The 16,525-nt window shown below is 72.5% G+C and carries 18 protein-coding genes; 5 read left to right on the top strand and 13 right to left on the bottom strand.

Annotated features, from left to right (window positions below):
• Positions 1–825: discoidin domain-containing protein (locus tag LCD35_RS25500; protein ID WP_225045081.1), on the top strand; the 825-nt coding region annotated here is incomplete at its 5' end.
• Positions 826–905: 80 nt separating this feature from the next.
• Here the strand turns inward: LCD35_RS25500 and tatC are convergent.
• The 5 genes from tatC to LCD35_RS25525 all read right to left on the bottom strand — a co-directional run bounded on the left by tatC (position 906) and on the right by LCD35_RS25525 (position 4,689).
• Complete coding sequence (gene tatC, locus LCD35_RS25505) at positions 906–1,781, bottom strand: twin-arginine translocase subunit TatC (RefSeq protein WP_224960121.1); 876 nt, start codon at positions 1,779–1,781, stop codon at positions 906–908.
• Between the two features lie 102 nt (positions 1,782–1,883).
• Positions 1,884–2,156, bottom strand: a complete 273-nt coding sequence (gene tatA, locus LCD35_RS25510; protein ID WP_224968467.1) for a Sec-independent protein translocase subunit TatA — start codon at positions 2,154–2,156, stop codon at positions 1,884–1,886.
• 70 nt (positions 2,157–2,226) lie between these two features.
• Positions 2,227–2,433: a bacteriophage holin gene (locus LCD35_RS25515; RefSeq protein WP_225045082.1), complete on the bottom strand. Its 207-nt coding sequence runs from the start codon at positions 2,431–2,433 to the stop codon at positions 2,227–2,229.
• Between the two features lie 277 nt (positions 2,434–2,710).
• A complete protein-coding gene (locus LCD35_RS25520; protein WP_225045083.1) occupies positions 2,711–3,685 on the bottom strand; it encodes a YafY family protein in 975 nt (324 codons plus the stop codon).
• Positions 3,682–4,689, bottom strand: coding sequence for a YafY family protein (locus LCD35_RS25525; protein ID WP_224968471.1), 1,008 nt, complete (start codon positions 4,687–4,689; stop codon positions 3,682–3,684). The genes LCD35_RS25520 and LCD35_RS25525 overlap by 4 nt, the downstream gene beginning before the upstream one ends.
• A gap of 200 nt (positions 4,690–4,889) precedes the next feature.
• On the opposite strand from LCD35_RS25525, the gene LCD35_RS25530 reads away from it, so the two are divergent.
• The gene (locus LCD35_RS25530; RefSeq protein ID WP_224978200.1) at positions 4,890–5,633 is read left to right on the top strand and encodes an SDR family oxidoreductase; all 744 of its coding nucleotides are present in this window, start codon (positions 4,890–4,892) and stop codon (positions 5,631–5,633) included.
• 126 nt (positions 5,634–5,759) lie between these two features.
• Here the strand turns inward: LCD35_RS25530 and LCD35_RS25535 are convergent, their stop codons facing one another.
• Together LCD35_RS25535 and pafA are read right to left on the bottom strand one after the other, a co-directional pair.
• Positions 5,760–6,158, bottom strand: coding sequence for a VOC family protein (locus LCD35_RS25535; protein ID WP_224960114.1), 399 nt, complete (start codon positions 6,156–6,158; stop codon positions 5,760–5,762).
• A 116-nt stretch (positions 6,159–6,274) separates the two neighbouring features.
• A complete protein-coding gene (gene pafA, locus LCD35_RS25540; protein ID WP_224960113.1) occupies positions 6,275–7,633 on the bottom strand; it encodes a Pup--protein ligase in 1,359 nt (452 codons plus the stop codon).
• Positions 7,634–7,700: 67 nt separating this feature from the next.
• On the opposite strand from pafA, the gene LCD35_RS25545 reads away from it, so the two are divergent.
• Positions 7,701–9,185, top strand: a complete 1,485-nt coding sequence (locus tag LCD35_RS25545; RefSeq protein ID WP_224960112.1) for a bifunctional phosphatase PAP2/diacylglycerol kinase family protein — start codon at positions 7,701–7,703, stop codon at positions 9,183–9,185.
• Positions 9,186–9,359: 174 nt separating this feature from the next.
• Here LCD35_RS25545 and LCD35_RS25550 read toward each other — a convergent pair whose 3' ends face one another.
• Complete coding sequence (locus tag LCD35_RS25550; RefSeq protein ID WP_224960124.1) at positions 9,360–9,932, bottom strand: TetR/AcrR family transcriptional regulator; 573 nt, start codon at positions 9,930–9,932, stop codon at positions 9,360–9,362.
• 73 nt (positions 9,933–10,005) lie between these two features.
• On the opposite strand from LCD35_RS25550, the gene LCD35_RS25555 reads away from it, so the two are divergent.
• Positions 10,006–11,046 (top strand): zinc-binding dehydrogenase, encoded by a 1,041-nt coding sequence (locus tag LCD35_RS25555; protein WP_224960111.1) that lies wholly within the window; start codon positions 10,006–10,008, stop codon positions 11,044–11,046.
• 1 nt (position 11,047) lies between these two features.
• On the opposite strand, the gene prcA is transcribed toward LCD35_RS25555, so the two are convergent.
• The 4 genes from prcA to dop all read right to left on the bottom strand — a co-directional run bounded on the left by prcA (position 11,048) and on the right by dop (position 14,766).
• A complete protein-coding gene (gene prcA, locus LCD35_RS25560) occupies positions 11,048–11,812 on the bottom strand; it encodes a proteasome subunit alpha (protein ID WP_224960109.1) in 765 nt (254 codons plus the stop codon).
• 74 nt (positions 11,813–11,886) lie between these two features.
• The gene (prcB, locus tag LCD35_RS25565; protein WP_224960123.1) at positions 11,887–12,735 is read right to left on the bottom strand and encodes a proteasome subunit beta; all 849 of its coding nucleotides are present in this window, start codon (positions 12,733–12,735) and stop codon (positions 11,887–11,889) included.
• A 173-nt stretch (positions 12,736–12,908) separates the two neighbouring features.
• Positions 12,909–13,100: a ubiquitin-like protein Pup gene (locus tag LCD35_RS25570; RefSeq protein WP_184478281.1), complete on the bottom strand. Its 192-nt coding sequence runs from the start codon at positions 13,098–13,100 to the stop codon at positions 12,909–12,911.
• Between the two features lie 166 nt (positions 13,101–13,266).
• Positions 13,267–14,766 (bottom strand): depupylase/deamidase Dop, encoded by a 1,500-nt coding sequence (gene dop / locus LCD35_RS25575; RefSeq protein ID WP_224960107.1) that lies wholly within the window; start codon positions 14,764–14,766, stop codon positions 13,267–13,269.
• A gap of 124 nt (positions 14,767–14,890) precedes the next feature.
• On the opposite strand from dop, the gene LCD35_RS25580 reads away from it, so the two are divergent.
• Positions 14,891–15,409, top strand: a complete 519-nt coding sequence (locus LCD35_RS25580) for an NUDIX hydrolase (protein WP_224960105.1) — start codon at positions 14,891–14,893, stop codon at positions 15,407–15,409.
• An 11-nt stretch (positions 15,410–15,420) separates the two neighbouring features.
• On the opposite strand, the gene LCD35_RS25585 is transcribed toward LCD35_RS25580, so the two are convergent.
• Positions 15,421–16,365 carry an aldo/keto reductase gene (locus LCD35_RS25585; protein ID WP_224960104.1) on the bottom strand — a complete coding sequence of 315 codons (945 nt, stop codon included), beginning with the start codon at positions 16,363–16,365 and terminating at the stop codon, positions 15,421–15,423.
• Between the last annotated feature and the right edge of the window lie 160 nt (positions 16,366–16,525).

Consider the following 16,525-nt stretch of genomic DNA (forward strand, 5'->3'; position numbering starts at 1 on the left):
CCACCCGCCACCCCCGCGCAGGCCGCGGAACCGGCCGAGCAGCCGGACGACGACGACCAACCCGCCGCCGTGCAACCGGCGAAACCCATCGCACCCCGCCCCGAACAGCAGGCCGTCCAGCCCACGCCCGTCACCGAGGACGGACCGCCCTGCCCGTCCTGCGGAACCCCGAACCCGACCACCCGGCGGTTCTGCGTCCGCTGCGCGAGCGCGCTCAACCCCGACCCCGACGAACGGCCCACGAAGATCCGGTGGCGGAAGCGGCCGGACCGCGGACGGCTCCGCTGGCTCTGGCGCAGGCTCGCGATCCTCGGCACCGTGCTCGCCGTCGTCCTCGGCGGCTACCTGCTGTGGCCGTTCGGCACGTGGCTCGTGCAGGACGTGCTGGACAAGACGCTGGAGAAGGAGCAGATCACCCCGTCCAAGACCACGGCCAGCATCGAACTCCCCGGCCACCCCGCCGGGTTCGCCACCGACGGCATCACGAACCAGTACTGGGGCACGCCCGGCCCGGGCGAATGGATCGAGTTCGAGTTCGAGCGGCCGAGGCGCCTGCTCGGGACGGTCATCACCGTCGGACCGTCCACGGACGTCAAGAAGTTCCCGACCGAGGCCCACCCGTCCCTGGTCGAGATCACCACCACCGACTCGCGCGGCCGGACCGAGACCCGGCAGCAAGCCCTCCCCAGCACCACGGAGGCGACGCCCGTCGAGATCCGCCGCAGCGACGTCGTCCGGATCCGCCTGAAGGTCTTGGAAGCCCGGGGGCTCACCGCGGGCAAGCACGTCGCGCTGGCCGAGGTCGAGTTCTTCGTCCGGAAATGACCCCCGCGCACGACGACATCGGCGCGCCTCCCGCTGCGGGAGGCGCGCCGATGAAGATCACCGAAGGGTCGTGCGCGGCGCTACGTGGCGTCGTCGTTGCCGCCGGCCGGCGCCTGCGACGGCGTGGTGTCCAGCTTCGACGGGCGGTGGTCGATCTTCGACGCCTCGTCCAGGCCGACACCGTCCATGCCCTGCCCGGCGAGCTTCCGCGCCTTCGACCGGTCCTGCGCCCGGCAGATCACCAGCGCGATCACGAACAGCACCACCAGGCACGCGGCCAGCGCCAGCATCGAGAACGGGTCCTGGCCCGGGGTGGCGACGGCCGCCAGCACGAACAGGCCGAACACGATGCCCCGCCACCAGCTCTTCAGCTTCGCGTAGCTGACCACACCGGCCCGGTTCAGCATCACCAGCACCAGCGGCATCTCGAAGCTGATCCCGAACATCAGCAGCATCAGCAGCACGAAGTTGATGTACTCGCCACCGGTCAGCGCGGTGAAGAACGCGCCCCCGCCGAAGCCGGTCATGAATGCCAGGCCCTCGGGCACCACGAAGTAGGCCAGCACGCCGCCCGCGACGAACAGCAGGCTGGCGATGCTCACGAACGTGCGGGCGAACTTGCGCTCGTTCGCGTGCAGGCCCGGCGTGATGAACGCCCACAGCTGGTACAGCCACAGCGGGCTGAACAGCAGCGAACCCACCGCGATGCCCACCTTCAGCTGCAGCATGAAGACTTCGAACGCCTTCGTCTGCAGCAGCTGGCACTCGCCGTTCGGGCTGAAGCGCACGCTGGCCGGCAGCTGGCAGTACGGGTGGATCAGGATGTCGCTGAGCTTCGGCAGTCCGAAGATCTCGTGCGAGAACCAGATGAAGCCGAGGATCGCGCCGACCAGAATGCCGAAGGCCGCCCAACCGAGCCGATACCTCAGTTCGTAGAGGTGATCGATGAGGGTCATGGTGCCGTCGGGGTTGTGCCGGCGACCCCAACGGCGGCGGTCACTGCGCCACGGGTTCAAACGGCGCAACGGGTTTGAACTCACCGTGCGTTCCGTCTCCGATCAGTTCTTGTTCTGGTTGCGCTGCGGCTCTTCCGCGTTGGTCGCGGTCACCGGCGCGCTCGGCTCACCGGCGGTGAGCTGCTGCGGCTCGGAGGCGGTTTCCTTCTCCCGCTTGGCAGCGGCTTCGTCTTCCTTCATGCCGCGCGCCTCGGCCTTGAACACGCGCGCGGACTGGCCGAGCGAACGCGCCATCTGCGGCAGCTTGGTGGCACCGAACAGCAACACCAGCACAGCGACGATGAGTACGAGTTCCCACCCACCTGGCAAACCCATCAGTGCACACCTTTCTCGGGGCTTCCTGCGACCGCAATGGTACGCGGGCGGATGACGCTCTCATAGGCCGTCACGTGGCACCTTTACGCCGCTCTGCGAGCGCCACGTGGAGTCCCGCGACTCGTGCTTTCAGCAGACCCGAGCGGTTCGACACGTCCGCGGTGACCTCGCGTTGCACCGCGCGCACCCTGCGCAGCAGCACGAAGAACCTGATCAGCAGGGCGAGCAGGAGCAGCACTCCCACCACGAACAGCACAAGACTCCACACGTACGGCACCGGATCACCGTAGCGCGCTCGGCGGCCGCCGCCGCAGCGGCGTGGCCGGGCCCCCGGCGGGCGCCGACGACTTCCGGAACCGCCACCCCGACGGACCCGGCACCCACCCGGGAACGCCCCGGGCGTCGCCGGACGACGAGCCGGAGCTCACCCCAACACCGAGCCGTCCGAGTCCCGCGACGAGCGGCTGTCGCCCCACCGGCGCGCCGGGCGCCGTCGAGGGCGAGCAGGTGTTCGTCGTCGGCAGCGGGACCGCGCACCGCCCGGCCCGCTCCGGTCAGGCCGAGGGCAGGTGCCGCACCCGTGCCAGCGCCGCTTCCGCCCGCCCGCGCACGTCCTCGGCCAGGTCGCTCGGCTCCACCACGCGGCCCTGGCCGCCCAGCCCGAGCACGAGCCGCACCATCCACGAGCGGTCCGAGTACCGCATCCGCACCCGGATCCGCCCCTCCGGCAGCTCGGTGAGCTCGTCCACCGGGTAGTACTCGCTGACCCAGCGGGCGTCCCGGTCCAGCTCCAGCAGCGCGCTCGGCTGATCCGGCATCGGCCGGAACAGCCCGGCGGAGAAGTCGGTGGGTTCGGCGTCCCGCGGCGGCCGGGCCGGTTCGTCGAGCACGTCGGCCGCGTCGATGCGGTCCAGCCGGAAGCGGCGGACCGCCACGGCCGAGCGGCACCACGCCTCCAGGTAGCTGCGGCCGTCGACGATCACCAGCCGCATCGGGTCCACGGTGCGTTCGCTGATCTCGTCCCGGGACGCCGTGTAGTACCGCATCCACAGCGCGCGGTGCTCGGTCGCGGCGTGCTGCACGGCTTCCTGCACACCTGGCGCGATGGGACCCTCCCGCCCGGTGAGCCCGACCACGACCCCGGTCGGACCTGCCTGGCCGACGGCCTCCTCCACCTTCGACAACGCACGCTGCACCGCCTCGGTGTCGGCGATGCCGGGCGTGTCGGCGAGTGCGCGCAGCGCCACCAGCAGCGAGGTCGCCTCCGAGGCCGTCATCCGCAGCGGGCGGCGCATCCCCGCGTCGTAGGTGACGGTGATGGTCTCGCTCTCGAAGGAGAGGTCGATCAGGTCGCCCGGCCCGTAGCCGGGGAGGCCGCACATCCACAGCAGTTCCAGGTCCCGCCGCAGCTGCTGCTCCCCGACGCCGAAGTCCGCCGCCGCGTCGGCCACCGGGATGCCCGGCCTGCTCAGCAGGTACGGCACCAGTGCCAGCAGCCGTGGCAACCGCTGCGTCGCCCCGGCCGTCATCCCCGCACCTCCCCCGCCTCGTCGCCGCGGGCTCCGGCGGCTGCCGCGGCCCCCAAGTGCGCTTCGTGCACCGATTTCCGCAGCACGTCCGGCTCCAGCACCACCACGTCCGGCCCGTGCCCCGCGATCCAGGATGCCGCCGAGTCCGGGTACGACAGCTCCAGCTCCAGCACGTCCCCCTCGATCCCGTCCAGCCGCATCGAGTCCACCACCGACGCCCGGCGGCGCAGGCCCTGGGCCCGCCCCGGCACGACCCACAACCGCACCGGCGTGCTCGGCGGCGCTTCGCGCTGCTCCCCGGCGACCATCGTCAGCAGGTCCACGTCCGGCGGCCTGGTGACCGCACCCGCCCGGCCCTGCGCCTTCGGTTCACCCTGCACGCGGGACAGCCGGAAGCAGCGCGGCGCCCGCCGATCCCGGTCGTGCCCGACCAGATACCAGCGCCCTCGCCAGGCCACCACTCCCCACGGCTCGACGGTGCGCTGCTGCGCCCGGACCTCGTTCGGCCTCCGGTAGTCGAAGGTGACCACCCGGCCGGCCTGCACGGCGGCCAGCAGCGCGGGGAACGCGGGCTCGCTGGTGCGCACCTTCGGTTCGATGGTGCCCGCGGCCCGGTCGTCGACGTCCACCCCGGCGGCTCGCAGCTTCAGCAGCGCGCCCCGCGCCGCACCGGTGAGCTCCGGGGAGTCCCAGAGCCGCAGCGCCAGCGCCACCGCCGCCGCCTCGTCCGGTTCCAACCCGATGTCGCCGAGTTCGTAGTCCCGCCGGGCGATCCGGTAGCCGTCGGCGGCGTCGAACGCCGAGTTCCGGCCGGTCTCCAACGGCACGCCCAGGTCCCGCAACTCGGACTTGTCGCGCTCGAAGGTCCGGAAGAACGCCTCGTCATTGGGCGCGTCGGTGTAACCCGGAACAATCCCCCTGATTCGCTCCGCCGTCAGGTACTGGCGCGTCGAGAGCAGGCACAGCACCAGGTTCACCAAGCGTTCAGCACGCGCAGTGGCCACTTTGAAACTCTAGCTCCATCGCAGTTGATCAGGACTTTCGGGCACGTCCGGCACGGGTGGTCCGCGTCCTCGGCCGCGGTGGACGTGCCGTTTCGCCCGCGGTGCGCGGCCGGCCTTCGGCTCATTGATTTCACTCGACACTGAAGGTGTCGTGGCCGTGAAGTCGTTCATCACTCCTCCTCCGCTCCTAGACTGCGGTCATGCCAGCGCCCGCCGACGCCCCCGGTCCGGTCCTGCTCATCACCGGCGCCTCCCGCGGGATCGGCGCCGCCACCGCGCGAGCCGCGGCCCGTGCCGGCCACCGGCTCGCCCTGCTCTCCCGATCAGCGGACGCGCTGGCCGAGCTGGTCCGCGAACTGGACACATCCGCGACCCCGGCCGGGGAGTCCCGCACGCTCGCCGTGCCCTGCGACGTCACCGACTGGGACGACCTCAGCACCGCCGTGGCGCGGGTCGAGCAGCACTTCGGCAGGCTCGACGCCGCGTTCGCCAACGCGGGCCGCAGCGTCGCGACCTCCTTCCTCGGCACCGACGGTGCGGACCCCGCGGACTGGCGGGACATGGTGCTCACCAACGTGCACGGCGCCGCCCTCACCGCACGGGCCACGCTCCCCGCGCTGGTGCGCACCCGCGGCCACCTGCTGCTGACCGGATCCGCGGCGGGGCGCGGCATCCGGCCGGGAAACCTCTACTCCGCCACGAAGTGGGCGGTGACCGGCATGGCGCAGAACATCCGCGCGGAGTGCGTCGGCACCGGTGTCCGCGTCACCCTGCTGCAGCCGGGCCTGGTCGAGACCGGAATGAACACCCCCGAGCAGGCCGACCGGCCGAAGCTGCGCGCGGCCGACGTCGCCGAAGCGGCGCTCTACGCGCTAGCCCAGCCCGCCACCGTCGACGTCAACGAACTGCTCATCCGCCCCACCGGCCAGCACCCGCTGCGCTGAGCCCGCCGCCGCACCCGAGGCCGCCGGTACGCGAGGCCACCGCCACGACGGCGAGCCGCTCCCGCACCACGACGCTGCGGCCCGGGGCCCGGGGCCCGGGGGCACGGGACCCGGCGGCGGAGGGCACTAGTCCCGCGCGCTGATCCCGTACAGGTTCCCCTCCGGATCCGCGAACTGCGCCCACCTCGTGGTCCCGCCGGGGTCCCACGGCGCGGCCTGCGGCTCGACCGGAAACGACACGCCCTTCGCGCTGAGTTCGGCGAAGGTCGCGTCGAGGTCGTCCGAGTCGAACCACACCGTGCTCATCGGCCCGCGCTGCTCCCGGATGCGGGCGGCGAGCTCCGGATCTCCGGCGGCGAGCACCAGGTACGTCCGCGCACCCGGTGGTCGCACCTCGATCCACCGGTCGCCATCGCCGTACGGCGCATCGGTGAGCACCTCGAACCCGAGGGTTCCGGCGAAGAACTCCACCGCGCGCCCCTGGTCGACGACGTGGAGCACGGCGAACTTCGGCTGAGTGATCATGGTGCGGTCCTTCCCACGAGCGGCACTGCGAGATCAAGCCTATCCGAACCCGTGTTCGAACGGGCGATCTCGGGTGGCGCTTCACCGCATCGTGTGGGCCCCGCAGCGACGACCCGCTACAACGACCCGATCAGCCGCTCCACCCGCTCGTCCACCGCGCGGAACGGGTCCTTGCACAGCACGGTGCGCTGCGCCTGGTCGTTCAGCTTCAGGTGCACCCAGTCGACGGTGAAGTCGCGCCCGGCCGCCTGCGCGGCGGCGATGAAGTCCCCGCGCAGCTTCGCCCGGGTGCTCTGCGGCGGCGTGTCCTTCGCGGCCTCGATCTCCCCGTCCTCGGTGGCGCGGTCGACCAGGTCCTTGCGCTGGAGCATGTCGAACAGCCCCCGGCCGCGCCGGATGTCGTGGTAGGCGAGGTCGAGCTGCGCGATGCGGGGGCTGGACAGCTCCAGCCCGTGCTTGCTGCGGTAGCGCTCCAGCAGCCGCAGCTTGATCGCCCAGTCCACCTCGCGGTCGATCGACGAGTAGTCCTGCGACTCCACCGCGTCCAGCGCCCGGCCCCACAGGTCCAGGATCCGCTCGGACATCGGGTCGGAGCCGCGGCGGGCCACGTGGTCCACCGCCCGGCTGTGGTACTCGCGCTGGATGTCCAGCGCCGAGGCCTCCCGCCCGCCGGCCAGCCGGACCGTCCGCCTGCCGGTGAGGTCGTGGCTGATCTCGCGGATCGCGCGGATCGGGTTGTCCAGGCTGAAGTCGCGGAACTGCACGCCGCTCTCGATCATCTCCAGCACCAGGTGCGCGGTGCCCACCTTGAGCAGCGTCGTCACCTCGGACATGTTCGAGTCGCCGACGATCACGTGCAGCCTGCGGTAGCGCTCGGCGTCCGCGTGCGGCTCGTCCCGGGTGTTGATGATCGGCCGCGACCGGGTGGTGGCGCTGGAGACGCCCTCCCAGATGTGCTCGGCGCGCTGCGACAGGCAGTACACCGCGCCGCGCGGGGTCTGCAGCACCTTGCCCGCCCCGCAGATCAGCTGCCTGGTCACCAGGAACGGCAGCAGCACGTCCGCGATCCGGGAGAACTCGCCGGACCGCCCGACCAGGTAGTTCTCGTGGCAGCCGTAGGAGTTGCCCGCCGAGTCGGTGTTGTTCTTGAACAGGAAGATGTCCCCGCCGATGCCCTCGTCGGCCAGGCGGCGTTCGGCGTCGACGAGCAGGTCCTCCAGGATCCGCTCCCCCGCCTTGTCGTGGGTGACCAGCTGGGTCAGGTCGTCGCACTCGGCGGTGGCGTACTCCGGGTGCGAGCCGACGTCGAGGTAGAGGCGGGCGCCGTTGCGCAGGAACACGTTCGAGGAACGTCCCCACGACACGACCCGCCGGAACAGGTACCTGGCGACCTCGTCCGGGGAGAGCCGACGCTGCCCGTGGAAGGTGCAGGTGACCCCGAACTCGGTTTCGATGCCGAAGATCCGCCGCTGCATGCCTCCACAGTAGGCGCTGCGGCGGCCATCGGCGGTCCGCCGTTCGGGCATCGGTAGCGTGCGGGACGTGCAGACGTGGCTTCCCAAGATCACCCGCAAGGTGGACGCGGTGGACCGCGACCTGGCCCGGCGCAGCGCCGCCCTCCCCCGCACCGCCGCCGACACCGCCGTGAAGGCCCTGAGCACCGCCGCGAACCACAGCGCGCTGTGGCTCTCGGTCGCCGCCGGGCTGGCGGTCCGCAAGGGAGCGCCGCGGCGTGCCGCGCTGCGCGGGGTCGCGGCGATCGCGGCGGCCAGCGCTGCGACGAACCTGCTGGGCAAGCCGCTGTTCCCGCGGCGGCGCCCGGCCGCGCGGCTGGTCCCGCGGCACCGCAGGCTCAGCGATCCGCCGCGCTCCTCCTCCTTCCCGTCCGGGCACGCCGCCTCCGCGGCCGCGTTCGCCACCGCGGTGGGGATGGAGTCGCCCGCGCTCGGGCTGGCGGTGGCCCCGGTCGCCGCCGCCGTCGGCTACTCGCGGGTGCACACCGGGGTGCACTGGCCCAGCGACGTGGTGTGCGGCGCCGCGATCGGCGCGGGCCTGGCGTGGGCGACGCGGCGCTGGTGGCCGTTGCGCCCGGATGAGGCGGCCGCGGTGCGCCACCCGGCCGACGTGCCGGCGCTGCGCGACGGGGAAGGCGTGCTGGTGCTGGTCAACCCGGGTTCCGGGGACGGCACCTTCGATCCGGAGCACTGGGTGAGCACCCGCTGGCCCGCGGCGAAGGTGGTGCTCGCGGAGCCGGGCCGCGACGTGGTCGCGGACCTCGCCGACCGGCTGGACCAGGAGGGCGCCACGATCCGCGCGTTGGGCGTGGCGGGTGGCGACGGCACCGTGGCCGCGGTCGCGGCGCTCGCCACCACCAGGGGGATCCCGCTCGCGGTGCTCTCGGCGGGCACGTTGAACCACTTCGCCAGGGACGCCGGGGTCTCCGACTCCGATTCGGTGGCCGACGCGGTGGAGCAGGGCACGGCGGTACGCGTCGACCTGGGCGGGGTGACCGTGGACGACCGGCCGACGCGCTGGTTCCTCAACACCGCCAGCATCGGCGGCTACCCGGACCTGGTCCGGTTCCGGGAGCAGTGGACCGGGCGCTGGGGCAAGTGGCCCGCGGGAGCGGCGGCGCTCGCGCGGGTGCTGTACGAGTCGAGCCCGTTGGACGTGGAGCTCAACGGGGTGCGGCGGCAGGTCTGGATCCTGTTCGCGGGCAACGGTTCGTACGCGCCGCGCGGGTTCGCGCCCTCATGGCGGCCGCGGCTGGACGGCGGCAGGCTCGACGTCCGCTACGTGCGCGCCGACGTCCCCTGGTCCCGGTTGCGGTTCGTGCTGGCGGCGATGACCGGCGCGCTGCACCGCAGCCGCACCTACGTGGAGCGGGAGCACCGCTTCCTGGACGTCCGGGTGCACGGTCCCGCGGTGGCGGTGGCCACCGACGGCGAGATCGGGGCGCCGGGCAACCGGTTCGCGTTCGCCGCGCACGGCCAGATGCTGAGCGTGTACCGGCGCGAGCTCGGCTAAGCGCGGGCGCGACCTCGACCGGGCACCGGCTCGACCGGAGCACGAACTGGACCGGGCAACCGCTCGACCAGAGCACTCGACCGACCAGGCACCGGCCGACCACGGCACCGAATCGACCTCCGCACCGGCCAGGCGCAAGCTCGACGGCACCGAGCTCGACCCGGGCGGACCCGCCTAGGACCGGGCCGCGACGAGCGCTCGGGCCGCTCGTCCGGCGTCGGCGGCGGCGTCGCCGGGCACGACCGATCCCACGACCAGCGCGCCTTCGTGCAGGTACAGCAGTTCCCTCGCGAGCCGGCCGGAGTCCACGATTCCCGCCTCCTCGGTCAGCCGCTCGAACAGCTCCAGCAGCCAGCGCTTCTCGTCCGCGGCGATCCGCCGCGCCGGGTGCGCGCCATCGGGCAGTTCGGCGAGCGCGTTGATGAAGGCGCAGCCCCGCGAGTGCCGCGCGGTCCACTCGGCGAGCGCGTCGAACGGCGCAGTCACCCGGTCCAGCGCGGACAGCCCGGGGCGGTCGAGGGAGGCGGTGACCTCGGCGCGCCACCGCTGGTCGCGTTCGGCGAGGTAGGTGGCGACCAGGACGTCCTTGGAGCCGAACCGGTCGTAGAGCGTCCGCTTGGTCACCCCGGAGCGGGCGGCGATCAGGTCCACGCCGACGGCGGTGATGCCGAGTTCGTAGAACAGCGTCGCCGCCGCATCGAGGATGCGTCGTGCGCCGGGGGTGAGGATCTGCGGGTCCAACGGCATTGTGTTCACCGATCGGTGCACCTTACGCTCGCGTCGACTTCACCGACCAGTGTACCCGCGTGCGGAGGCCCCGATGACCGTTCCCAGCACCATGACCGCAGCCCGCCTGACCGGCCACGGCGGCCCCGAGGCCCTGGAACTCGCCGACGTCCCGGTCCCCGTGCCCGCCGAAGGTGAAGTCCTGGTCCAGGTCGGCGCCGTCGCGCTGAACAACACCGACCTGTGGACCCGCGAAGGCGCCTACGGCCGCCCCGGAGACCCCACCGCTCGCGCGGGCTGGCGCGGCCCCGTCGACTTCCCCCGGATCCAGGGCGCGGACGTCGCGGGCACCGTCGTCGACGTCGGCGCGGCCGTCGACCCGGGCCTCCGCGGCACCCCCGTGCTGCTCGACCCCGCGATCTACGACGGGGACGGCGAGCACGCGAACCCGGTCGGGCTGCTCGGCAGCGAACGCGACGGCGGCTACGCGCGGTACGTCACCGCGCGCGCCGACCGGGCGCACGACATGAGCGGATCACCGCTGGACGACGCGGAACTCGCCTGCTTCCCCACCGCCTACGGCACCGCGCTGGGCATGCTGGAACGGGGCGACGTGCGCGACGGGCACACCGTCGTCGTCACCGGCGCATCCGGCGGGGTCGGGCTGGCGCTGGTGCAACTGGCCGCGGCACGCGGCGCGGAAGTGCTCGCGATCAGCAGCGCCGGAAAGCTCGACGCGGTGCGCGCGGCCGGCGCCACCGAAGTCCTGGACCGCGCCGAGCAGCCCTGGGACGGCGTCGCGGTGGGCCGGGTCGACGTGGTCCTCGACGTCGCCGCGGGTGAGAACATCCCGCGCGGCCTGCCCGCGGTGCGCGACGGCGGACGGTGGGTGGTGGCCGGGGCGCTCGCTGGTCCGCTGGTCGAACTCGACGTGCGGCGGCTGTACCTGCACAACATCGCGCTCGTCGGATCGAGCATGCACACCCCGGCGCACTTCCGGCAGCTCGCCGAGATCGCCCGCAGCGGCCGGGTCCGCCCGGTCGTCGCCGCCACGTACGGGCTCGCCGACGTGCACCGGGCGCAGGCGGAACTCGCCTCGCGGCGCCACGTCGGCAAGCTCGTGCTGGTCGGCTGACCTACTCGCCGTTCGCGGAGCCGTTCCCGCCGTCCGAGGAGTCCGCGGACTCTTCGGAGCTCTCGGACTCGGCGGCGGGCTTCGGCAGCAGCGCCTCCAGCGCCGCGCCCGCGATGCGCCGGAACGTGCGGTGCGGCCGGGACCGCTCCAGCACGGCGACCTCCAGCTGCTTGGCGCCGAGCTCCCGGGTGCTCTCCCCGCTCGCGGCGAGCGCCTTCACCGACAGCTCCACCGCCGGACCCAGCTCCATGCCGTCCTCGAACGAGTCCTTCATCGTCGAGTTGATCGTGTCGGCCTGCCCGCCCATCACCACGAACTGCGGTTCGTCCACGATCGAACCGTCGTAGGTGAGCCGGTAGAGCTGGTCGGTCTCGGCGGTCTGCCCGACCTCGGCGACGCAGATCTCCACCTCGAACGGCTTGATCTGCTCGGTGAAGATGGCGCCCAGGTGCTGGGCGTAGGTGTTGGCCAGCGACCGGCCGGTGACATCCCGCCGGTCGTAGGAGTACCCGCGGAAGTCCGCGATGCGCACCCCCGCCACCCGCAGGCTCTCGAACTCGCTGTAGCGGCCGACGGCGGCGAACCCGAGCCGGTCGTAGATCTCGGAGACCTTGTGCAACGTGGTGGAGGGGTTCTCCGCCACGAACAGCACGCCTCCCGCGTACTTGAGCACCACCACGCTGCGACCCCGGGCGATGCCCTTGCGGGCCAGCTCGGAGCGCTCCCGCATCAGCTGTTCGGGGGAGGTGTAGAACGGCATCGTCACGGCTGTGCACTCCTGGATCGAATCGTTCGGCAGCCCCGCCAGGCGGGGAACGGCATCGTCGGGGGAATGCGGCGTCAGCCGCCGGGGTTCTCGCGCCTGCCCTGGACGACTTCTTCGGCGATGGCGGCGGCCTGCTGGTCGTCCAGCCGGACCGCGCCCTCCTCGGCCGTGATCGTCACGACGGTCGGGTAGATCCGCCGGGACACGTCCGGGCCGCCGGTGGCGGTGTCGTCGTCGGCCGCGTCGTAGAGCGATTCGACCGCGTTGCGCACCGCGGAATCCACGTCGGCGTCCGGGTCGTGCCGCTTCTTCAGCGCCGACTTCGCGAACACCGAACCGGACCCGACGGCGTGGTAGCCGCCGGACTCGGCGTAGCGGCCGCCGGTGATGTCGTAGGAGATGATCCGGCCCGCCCGGTCCGGGTCCTCGGCCGCGGTGTCGAACCCGGCGAACAGCGGCAGCACCGCCAGCCCGGCCATCGCGCCCTGCAGGTTGCCGCGCAGCATCGTGGCGAGCTTGTTCGCCTTGCCGTCCAGGGACAGCGGCACGCCTTCGAGCTTCTCGTAGTGCTCCAGCTCGATCGCGTACAGCCGCACCATCTCCAGCGCGATGCCCGCGGTGCCCGCGATGCCCACCGCCGAGTAGGAGTCGGTGACGTAGAGCTTGTCCATGTCCCGCTGGGCGATGAGGTTGCCCATGGTGGCGCGGCGGTCGCCGGCCAGCAGCACCCCGCCGCGGAAGGTCAGCGCGACGATGGTGGTGCCGTGCGGCGCCTCGACGACGCCCTGCGGGACGTCCCGGTTGCCCGGCAGCAGCTCCGGCGCGGTGACCTGGAGGAAGTCGGTGAACGATGAGGATCCGGAGGTGAGGTAGGCAGCGGGCAGGGCCTGACCCGGAAAGTTCCGAGCCGCGCTGGATTCCATCGGCGACATCGTCTCCTGCTTCGAAGGACTGCCCCGCCGCCGAGACGGCGAGGCCGGTTGATCTGGGCCGTACCGCAACTCTAATCAAGATCGCCCGCGTCGGCGAAGATCGCGTCCGCCCGCGTGGCGCAGGGCCGCCGGGCGAGGTCCCGGCGGCCGCGCGGTGTCGGTGCCTACTGGCCGCCCTTCTGCACGTAGGCGCGGACGAAGTCCTCGGCGTTCTCCTCGAGGACGTCGTCGATCTCGTCCAGGATGGCGTCGACGTCTTCGCCGAGCTTCTCGCGACGTTCCTGGCCGGCGGCTTCCGGACCCGATTCCTCGTCCCCGTCGCCGCCGTCGGGCCGCTGGACCTTTTCCTGGGACATCTCGCCCTCCCGGTGGTTGTCCGTTGGATGCCGGGCTGGTCGAACGGTCGTCGAACAAAGGGCATCCTGAGAGGAACAGTACCTAGCGGAACCCCTGTTCGCCCACATCCGAGCGGGCATTCTTGCGATCTTTCGCGCCCGGCGGAGACGGCGTTCCGGATCGTGGTCAGCCCCGGGTGAGCGAGTCCACCAGCTCCTCGGCGCTGGAGGCGGCGTCGAGCAGTTCGCCCACGTGGGCGCGGGTGCCGCGCAGCGGTTCCAGGGTGGGGATGCGCACCAGCGATTCCCGGCCCAGGTCGAAGATGACCGAGTCCCAGGAGGCGGCGGCGACCGCGGCCGGGTAGCGCTCCAGGCAGCGGCCCCGGAAGTAGGCGCGGGTGTCCTCCGGCGGGCTGGTGACGGCGGCGCGCACCTCGTCCTCGGTGACGAGCCTGCGCATGGAGCCGCGGGCCACCAGCCGGTTGTACAGGCCCTTGTCCAGCCGCACGTCGGAGTACTGCAGGTCGATCATGTGCAGCTTCGGCGAGGCCCAGCCGAGGTTGCCGCGCTCCCGGTAGTGCTCCAGCAGCCGCAGCTTCGCGGGCCAGTCGAGCCGGTCCGCGCAGTCCATCGGGTCCCCGCCGAGCAGGTCCAGCACCTCGCCCCAGGTCGCCAGCACGTCCTGGGCGGCCTGGTCGCCGCCGTGCTCGGCGACGTGCCGCGCCGCCCGGTCGTGGTACTCGCGCTGCAGGTCGAGGCCGGTGAACCGGCGCCCGTCGGCGAGCTCCACGATCTGGCGCAGCGTCGGGTCGTGGCTGATCAGGTGCACCGCCTGCACCGAGTCGGCCAGCTTGAGGTCGTCGAAGCGCTCCCCGGCCTCGATCATGTCCAGCACCAGCGCGGTCGTGCCGACCTTCAGGTACGTGGAGGTCTCGGCGAGGTTCGCGTCGCCGATGATGACGTGCAGCCTGCGGTACTTGTCGGCGTCGGCGTGCGGCTCGTCGCGGGTGTTGATGATGCCGCGCTTGAGCGTGGTCTCCAGGCCGACCTCGACCTCGATGTAGTCCGAGCGCTGGGAGAGCTGGAAGCCCGGCTTCTCCCCCGCCTGCCCGAGGCCGACCCGCCCGGAACCGCACATCACCTGGCGGGACGCGAAGAACGGGGTGAGCCCGGCGATCACCGAGGTGAACGGGGTGTCCCTGGCCATCAGGTAGTTCTCGTGGGTGCCGTAGCTGGCGCCCTTGCCGTCGACGTTGTTCTTGTACAGCTGCATCTGGGCGGTGCCGGGCACGCTGGCCGCCTTGATCGCGGCCTCCTCCATCACCCGTTCGCCCGCCTTGTCCCAGACGACGGCGTCGCGCGGGTTGGTGACCTCGGGCGCCGAGTACTCGGGGTGGGCGTGGTCGACGTAGAGCCGGGCGCCGTTGGTGAGGATGACGTTGGCCGCGCCGAGGTCGTCGCTGTCGTTGCCGTTGTTCTGCGGCGCCGCCGCGCCCAGGTCGAAGCCGCGCGCGTCCCGCAGCGGTGATTCCACCTCGTAGTCCCACCGGGCACGGCGGGCCCGCGGGATGTCGGCCGCGGCCGCGTAGGCGAGCACGATGTGCGTGGAGGTCAGCACCGGGTTCGCCGTCGAATCGCCGGGCACGACGATGCCGTACTCCACTTCGGTTCCCATGATCCGCCGCATACCTGGAAGCCTACGGGTTCCGGGCCGGGAAGCAGAGTTTCCGGCGGTCCCGGTTACACCTGGCGGGTGGTCCCGGGAACCGCGTTCCCGGTTTCCCGCCGATGATCTCTGCGAGGATGCGGGCGTGGGAGCTCAGGACGAACAGGTGGCGGTGTACGACGAGTCGGGCCGGGTCGCGGGGTCCGCGCCGCGCTGGCGGATGCGGCGGGACGGGTTGTGGCACGCGGCCACGTCCATCCTGGTGCGCTCGGTCGACGGCGGGTCGGTCTACGTGCACCGGCGCACCGAGCACAAGGACGTCAACCCCGGCGCGCACGACTGCTTCGCGGGCGGGGTCGTCGCCGCGGGCGAGGACCCCGCGGCAGGCGCGGAGCGGGAGCTGGCCGAGGAGCTGGGCGTCCGGGGCGTGCCGCTGCGGTTCCTGTTCCGCTCGGTGTTCGAGCAGGGCTCGGTGCGCCACCACGGCTTCGTCTACGAGGCGCGCTGGGACGGGCCGATGGTGCACCAGCCGGAGGAGGTCGCCGACGGCTGGTGGATGCCGCTGGACGAGCTGCGCGCGCGCCTCGCGGATCCGGGCTGGCCGTTCGCCGCCGACAGCAGGCAGTTCGTCCACGAGTGGTTCGACCGCCAGGACGCCGGCTGACGCTCGCGCGCTCAATGCCAGGGCATCGATGCGCGCTCGCCCCAGTACGTGGCGGGATCCCTGGTCAGCGCGGCGAGCTCGTCCAGGTCGGTCCCGTCGAGCCGCACCTCGGCCGCCGCCAGGTTCGAGTCCAGCTGCGCCACGTCGGCGGGCCCCACGAGCACGACGTCCGCCCACGGCTGGGCGAGCACGTGCGCCAGCGCCACCGCGTCCGGCGTGGCCCCGTGCCGCCGCGCGACCCTGGCCAGCAGTTCCGGCGGATTCACGGCGAGCCTGCCGTTGGCCAGGGACTCCTTCACCAGCACCCGCCAGCCGCCGTGGTGCGCCTCCGCCAGCGCCCGCCCCACCGAGGGCTCCAGCGAGTTCCAGGTGGACTGCACGGCGCTGAACAGCTGGGTGCCGCCGATCTCCAGCTCCCAGGCCCGCTCCACGGCGTCGGCCTGCGCGGCGCCGCTGGTGGAGAACCCGAGCCGCACCCCGGAGTCGCGCAACCTGGCGAGCTCGTGCTGCAGCGCCAGGTCGTCGAACAGCGGGCTCTCCGGGGTGAGCGAATGCACCTGGTAGAGGTCGACCCGGTCGCCGAGCAGCTCGCGGGTCTGCGCCCACTGCTCCCGGAGGCGTTCCACCGAGTGCTCCTTGACCTCGTGCACCTCGGTCTCGATCCGCCACTCCGCGACGTAGGCGTAACCCCACTTGCTGGAGACGGTGACGTCGCCGTGCCCGCGCTCGGCGAGCCAGCCGGCGAGGAACTCCTCCGCGCTGCCGTACGAGCGGGCCGCGTCCACCCACCGGATGCCGCGCGCGAAGGCCGCGTCGAGCACCTGGGCGGTGTGCTCCCGCATCGCCTCGGCGGTCCGGTGCGCGGGCAGCGCGTCGCTGCGACCGACGTTGATGTAGGCGGGGCGGCCGAGCGCGGCCAGACCGAGTCCGAACCGGTCCGCAGACGTGGAGATCATGCGTGAAAACCTAATCGCTGCCCGCGCGGATCGACACTCGGCACCACCCCTCCGGGCGGAAGCACCAGCGGCACAACGAAAAGCGGGCCCCCCCCGGGGGGGGGGGGGGGGGGGGGCCCGGGGTGGGGCCCGGTACTGGGCGGGGTTGGGGGGCGGGGGG

This window comes from Saccharopolyspora sp. 6V (assembly GCF_020176785.1).
GTDB lineage: Bacteria > Actinomycetota > Actinomycetes > Mycobacteriales > Pseudonocardiaceae > Saccharopolyspora_C > Saccharopolyspora_C gregorii.